The sequence below is a fragment of the Endozoicomonas sp. SESOKO3 genome (assembly GCF_024606255.1).
Window position 1 is genome coordinate 1 of sequence record NZ_JAHHPR010000229.1, and the last position, 5552, is coordinate 5552.

General features: G+C 44.7%; 5 protein-coding genes. 3 read left to right on the forward strand and 2 right to left on the reverse strand.

Going from position 1 to position 5552, the window contains the following annotated elements; all coding sequences use genetic code 11:
• The coding region (locus KDK18_RS04015; protein WP_257253379.1) for a WD40 repeat domain-containing protein at positions 1-975 on the forward strand (975 nt) is incomplete at its 5' end.
• 176 nt (positions 976-1151) lie between these two features.
• On the opposite strand, the gene KDK18_RS04020 is transcribed toward KDK18_RS04015, so the two are convergent.
• Together KDK18_RS04020 and KDK18_RS04025 are read right to left on the reverse strand one after the other, a co-directional pair.
• Complete coding sequence (locus KDK18_RS04020) at positions 1152-2471, reverse strand: RING finger protein (RefSeq protein ID WP_257253380.1); 1320 nt, start codon at positions 2469-2471, stop codon at positions 1152-1154.
• A gap of 280 nt (positions 2472-2751) precedes the next feature.
• On the reverse strand, positions 2752-3918 hold the full coding sequence (locus KDK18_RS04025; protein ID WP_257253383.1) for a cupin domain-containing protein: 1167 nt from the start codon (positions 3916-3918) through the stop codon (positions 2752-2754).
• A 159-nt stretch (positions 3919-4077) separates the two neighbouring features.
• Here KDK18_RS04025 and KDK18_RS04030 point away from each other — a divergent pair, with 159 nt between their 5' ends.
• Both KDK18_RS04030 and KDK18_RS04035 read left to right on the forward strand, forming a co-directional pair.
• A complete protein-coding gene (locus KDK18_RS04030) occupies positions 4078-4713 on the forward strand; it encodes a glutathione S-transferase family protein (RefSeq protein ID WP_257253385.1) in 636 nt (211 codons plus the stop codon).
• A 391-nt stretch (positions 4714-5104) separates the two neighbouring features.
• The coding region (locus KDK18_RS04035; protein WP_257253386.1) for an F-box protein at positions 5105-5552 on the forward strand (448 nt) is incomplete at its 3' end.

Genomic DNA, 5552 nt, shown 5'->3' on the forward strand with positions numbered 1-5552 from the left:
GACTACATAGCAAAAATCTATGGTCATGATGACGATGGATTATGGGAAGAGAAAGCCATCATTGCCCATGGTAACGATATTAATTCAGCCTCCTTCAGCGCCGATGGACACCATGTGGTGACTGCCAGCGACGATCACACAGTGAAGATCTATAGTCTGGAGTCCGATGGATTATGGATAGAAAAAGCCAGAATTACTCATGATGACAATGTTATCTCAGCTACTTTAAGCGACGATAGTCGCCATGTGCTGACCGCCAGTTACGATGGCACTGCGAAAATCTACGGCCAGGAGGAAGACGGAACATGGGAAGAACAAGCCACCATTTACCATGAAGAAGGTGTCGATATAGCCGCCATGAGCCCCGATGGACACCATCTGGTTACCGTCAATGGCAATTACACTGTGAAAATCCACGGCTATGAGGACGATGGTACATGGAAAGAAAAACTCACTATTATCAATAGTCGTGTGGTCAAAACAGCCTCTTTCAGCCCCGATGGCTGCCATCTTGTGATCACCCGTGGAGATGGCGTGGCGAAAATCTGTGGCCATAAGGCGGGTGCGGGTGGATTATGGGAAGAAAAAGCCACTTTGCACAACGGTGGCGATGCCCACGCCAATTTCACCTTCAGCGCTGATAGCCGTCATATGGTTACGGCCACTCACGATTGCAGAGTTATAATTTATGACCATCATGATGATGGATTGTGGGAAAAAAAATTCGAAATTCGTCATAATAGTTCGGTCAGCTCAGCCACCTTCAGTGCCGATAGCCGCCATGTGTTGACTGCCAGTTTAGATAACACGGCGAAAATTATTGGCCAGGAAACTGATGGATCATGGGTAGAAAAAGCCACTGTTTATCATTGGGGTTCGGTCATATCAGCCAACTTCAGCAACGACGTCAGCCATCTGGTTACCACCGGTTCTGATCGCAGGGTGAACATCATTAAACTGTTGATGAATGATTGATTGTTTGCTTTCACTCTTGTTCATCAACAAACCTTTCGTGAGACTTTTTGGTCAGTAAAGCTTTAAGGCAATAAAATGGCGGGTCAATTTGTCAAAGAAGCACAATATCAGTATCTGGCTGGGAAGGATCTCAGAACCGCTGGAAGTATAAAGGAGAAGCAGAGCTTCCCTTCTATCTATTCCTTTAAAATGTTCTCAATACAGACCTCACAATAACCAAGGTGCCTGCAGCTTATGAATATAGTTTTATCTTCCAGTGGTCCTGAACAAATCAAACATTCCTGGCTCTCTCTGGTGGCACCTCCAACTGCTCCTGATTTCTGTGCTATTTCCTCGTCGGAATCTTCACTGTCTAAACTCCAGTCAGAAGCGGTATCCCGGGGAGAACTGGAATTCTGTGGAGAAGGGTCCGATAGATTGCGGCAGACTCCTGACTGTGAACATGCTTCTTCATCTAATTCAGCCGGGGGTGTGGGATCAATACCCAGAATATTGTATGTAAAATCTCGCATACCTTCGTAGCTAAACATGACCTCAGGCCTGGAACGTGATTCTCTCTGGCAAAGGCTATTCATATTTTCGTAGCTACTGCACAGAAGCTCATAGGGCAAAAATCTTTGTAACAGTTCTTCCAGTGTCTCTGGCCACGCCATTCCTGTAGCCATGTGGTGGTGAGAAGCGCTTGCCATTGCATGTAAACCGATGAGAAGAGCTGTTTCAGTGTCCAGGTTTGCTTCTTTGAGCCGATTGGCAAATCTTTTCGGAGATTGATAATCGCTGGTATTGCCAGACAGCAGTGAATTGGATAATGCTTCATGGTAGCTTTTTCGGGTAAAGCGATTGAGCAGCACAGAAAAGTGATCATAAAAGGCATTGGTGGAAAGAACATGAGGACCAAGAAAAGCAAAAAACATCAGGACTAAACCGTTATGAACAGTGGCATAATCAGGCAGATTTTTCTCTGAATGTGAATTGAAAATAGTGTAATAAGGGTTAATTTCAGCATCGATGGCTGGAGAAAAAAACAACTTATCAAAGAGGCTTCTGGCCATTGCGTTTATTTTCTGTTTACCTGCCGGGCTATTTTCCATGGTCACATTCATAGTGAATATACGAAATATCAGTCTCAGTATTTTCTGAATGCGCGCATGCCGATATTGAGGGCTCCCTATGTTCACGTAGTAAAAGTAAAAGTTTGAAAGATATTCAAAATTTTGCTCATCAAGCAAGAAGTTATTGTAGATTTCCAGTCGGTCATCTCCGGATACATCATCAGCCGCTAAATTCAGCCCGAAAAAGCCAATACGAATAATTTTAAACGGGTTCATGATGGAATCACCCGAGCCCTTTTGCCTTCTTTTTGGGGAAGGGTCCCAGATTTTTTTATAATACTGGCGAAATTCTTCAAGATCATAGGTGTCGTTTGCCATCCCCTGCTGACAAAACAAAAAAAAGACTGAAAATAAAAGCACCTTAAAGTCACATTGTAAGGCCATAGCTTTACCTGTATTTGTTAAAAACAACTTCACCAGAATAGTTATAATCAAGCCTTACGTGCGGCCGTTTGGTCAGTAAAGCTTTAAAGCCAAAAATGACGGGTTAATCTGTAAAAGAAGCAGAACTACAGCACCCGAAGAGATGTTCTTACCAGAGATATCAGTTTTAACTTTTCTGAAGGTGAAAAGTGGCAAATGAAAGCGCTAAGGCTATCATTTGCCACGCTGGTTGGTTGTTATTTTTGGTTTAAGCGTTCGACCAATAACAGAATATTATTCATCAGTCCTCTGTCTCTGCCTCAAAGAGCGGGTAGATACAGCCCGCGTTAATCAAGCGGAGTAGCAACTCACGAGCTTCATTGTCCACGACAAAGTGCCATTGATCGGATGCCAGTTGCGAGTGCTGACACATCTGTTGAGCCAGATTCGCTGCGTCTGCAGACTGGCATTCGTAGGCCTCACCATCAGCAAACAGTGTCAGGTGATTTTTCTCTTGCCTGAAAGCGAGCCTTGAGCCCTCATTGAGCACCAGATCAATCCCTTCAGCCTCTTCCTTAAGCGCTTCCCAACTTTGCCAGTGTTCTTCCAATGGCTGCTCATGTTTGGGTTGAGTCATCATCTCTCCAAACCATTCTGCCAGCATTGAGCGATCTTCAATATGCGTTTTCAGAATTTTCTGTAGACGATCCAGGGCTTTTTCATCAATCTCGCCTTTTTGCTCGGGCAAAGTCTGGTCGGGGTCTGAATAGCGAAGGCTCTCTGGTAACCGGTCGGCGATAAAGTCAGTAAATTGCATCAGAATCTCGCGATGGCTGGGAGCCCGAAAGCCTACTGAAATAGTCATGCATTCACCTTCGGCTGCGCCATGATGACCGATACCAGGCGGCAGGTAGAGTATGTCGCCGGGCTCAAGGACATAATCTTCCAGAACTTCAAACTCTGAGAGAATGTGGAGCTCAGTGTCTTCCAGTCTCGCTGAGTTAGCATCATAGACCGGGCCGACTTGCCAGCGTCTTTGACCTTCGGCCTGAATCAGGAAAACATCAAAATGATCATAGTGAGGGCCCACTGAACCACCGTCGGTTGCATAGCTGATCATGATGTCTTCAAGCCGCCAGGAGGGAAGAAAGTCAAAGTAATCCAGCAATGAGTGAACACCGGGTACCCAGTGGTCCACAGCCTGAACCAGAAGTGTCCAGTGACTGGGCGGCAGACAGGCAAAGTCAGCTTCACTGAACGGTCCCCGTCTCAGCTCCCACGGAGTTTCCCCTTTCTCAAGCACAATACGGGACTCAACGTCCTCTTCCAACGCCAGACCTGCCAGCTCATCGGCCGAGAGAGGTGACAGAAAATCCGGGATGGCCTGACGAATCAGCAGAGGTTTCTTTTGCCAATAGCTTTGCAGGAAAGCCTCTGGAGGAAGGGAACCCAGAATAGATTGTTTCATTGAATTTCATCGGAATGTAAATAAACGACGCAAGGTTAGCATAAAGTGGCCTTATTAATAGGCTTGGCTGTAGGATAGATGGTTCTGAGCCGCCATAGCGATAGAATAATTTTCTTGCCCCTAAGGAATGAAAATTATTCATTGAACAGGAGAATTATAATGAAAGTTTTTGGAGCAACCCTTTCCCCCATGGTTCGAAAGGTTTTAGTGGCCCTGGAAATGAAAGGGCTGGATTTTGAGTTGGACCCCGTTATTCCTTTTAATACCCCTGAAGGTTTTGAAAAAATCAGTCCCCTGAAAAAAGTTCCTGCCTTGCAGGATGGTGAAGTGACCCTGGCAGACTCCTCCATCATCTGTGAGTATCTGGAAGATCGCTACCCGGAAATTGCGTTGTATCCCGCCGATCTGGTCCTGAAGGCCAAAGCCCGCTGGTTCGAGGAGTACGCTGATACGGTTTTAATGAAAGTGACTGCTGAAAGTTTGTTCTTCGAACGGGTAGTGAAGCCGATGATGGGGATGGAAACGGACGAAGACAAAGTACAGCAAAACCTTAAAGACAACATGCCCAAGACATTGGCTTATCTGGAAAGTGTAGTTCCGGAACAAGGTTTTCTCTTGGGTGAATCATTGATGATGGCTGATATTGGCATCGGTTCCTGTTTTATCAATGCCGGTTATGCCGAATTTGAACCTGACCCGTCAGAATATCCGGTTTTTGCCGCCTATCTCCATAGGGTCAAGGCGCATCCGGCTTTGCAGAAAAGAATTAAGGAAGATGCCAGATTCTTGAATTAATTAATCAAAAAAACGGGAAATAATTTTGGATACTGGAAAACAGTTGTCATCAATTTTTGTTTAGAGAATCCAAACTCAGTAGGCTAGTGGCGAAAATTGTTGCTGCCGGTGGTAAAAAAGTAAGGCTGAGCTGCGTTATTATTAACCGGGTGAAAAGCCTTACTCTAATCACCCCGAAGATGAGCGCGCGATCCGGGTTTATCAATTCAAGGGGTTTCCTCTAATTGACGCTATTCTTCTTGTGCTGAAAGACAGAAACTATTGTCAGTTTCACTTGACAACCCGTAATGAACTTTTATTTCAACTCCGAGTCTAACCCGTGGCATCAATTTTGAATGTCTTTTTTAATTGAGAGTAAATAGTAACCATTGAGTAACAGAGCATGAATGGAATGAATAACGATTCCAATATTGTCGGTTCACTTTCACCAACACCAGATCAATCTCTATCGAGGTCAGAGGTTGTGGGTGATAGTGCAGGCAGGAAAATTACTGTATGTGACAAGGGTGAACTTTCACTACTCAATTTGCCCAGCCTGACACAATTGAAAATTATTGGCTGTTTGAGGCTTAAAGATATTGCTCGTTTAAAGCAGGTTTGTACCTACTTTCGAGAGGTTATTAAAGAAGAAGATATCCTGGCAAAGGCTTGGTATCGCCGCTTTTCTTCTGCACACCAGTCTCTACTAAAGACAGTCATTACTGCAAAAAGTGATGAGCAACTCAGCCGTTGGGTTGGGCAGTTTACAAATAACCAAGTGTTAACCAAGTCACTTACAGAGCGTCGAAACAATGTTGATTTTCCTGCTCTGGTTTTTTTCAACAACACAGATTTAATGT

Bases quoted from the DNA above. Each gene is read 5' to 3' on its own strand.
- KDK18_RS04020 (WP_257253380.1), bottom strand. From the start codon at position 2,471: ATGGCCTTACAATGTGACTTTAAGGTGCTTTTATTTTCAGTCTTTTTT.
- KDK18_RS04030 (WP_257253385.1), top strand. From the start codon at position 4,078: ATGAAAGTTTTTGGAGCAACCCTTTCCCCCATGGTTCGAAAGGTTTTA.
- KDK18_RS04025 (WP_257253383.1), bottom strand. From the start codon at position 3,918: ATGAAACAATCTATTCTGGGTTCCCTTCCTCCAGAGGCTTTCCTGCAA.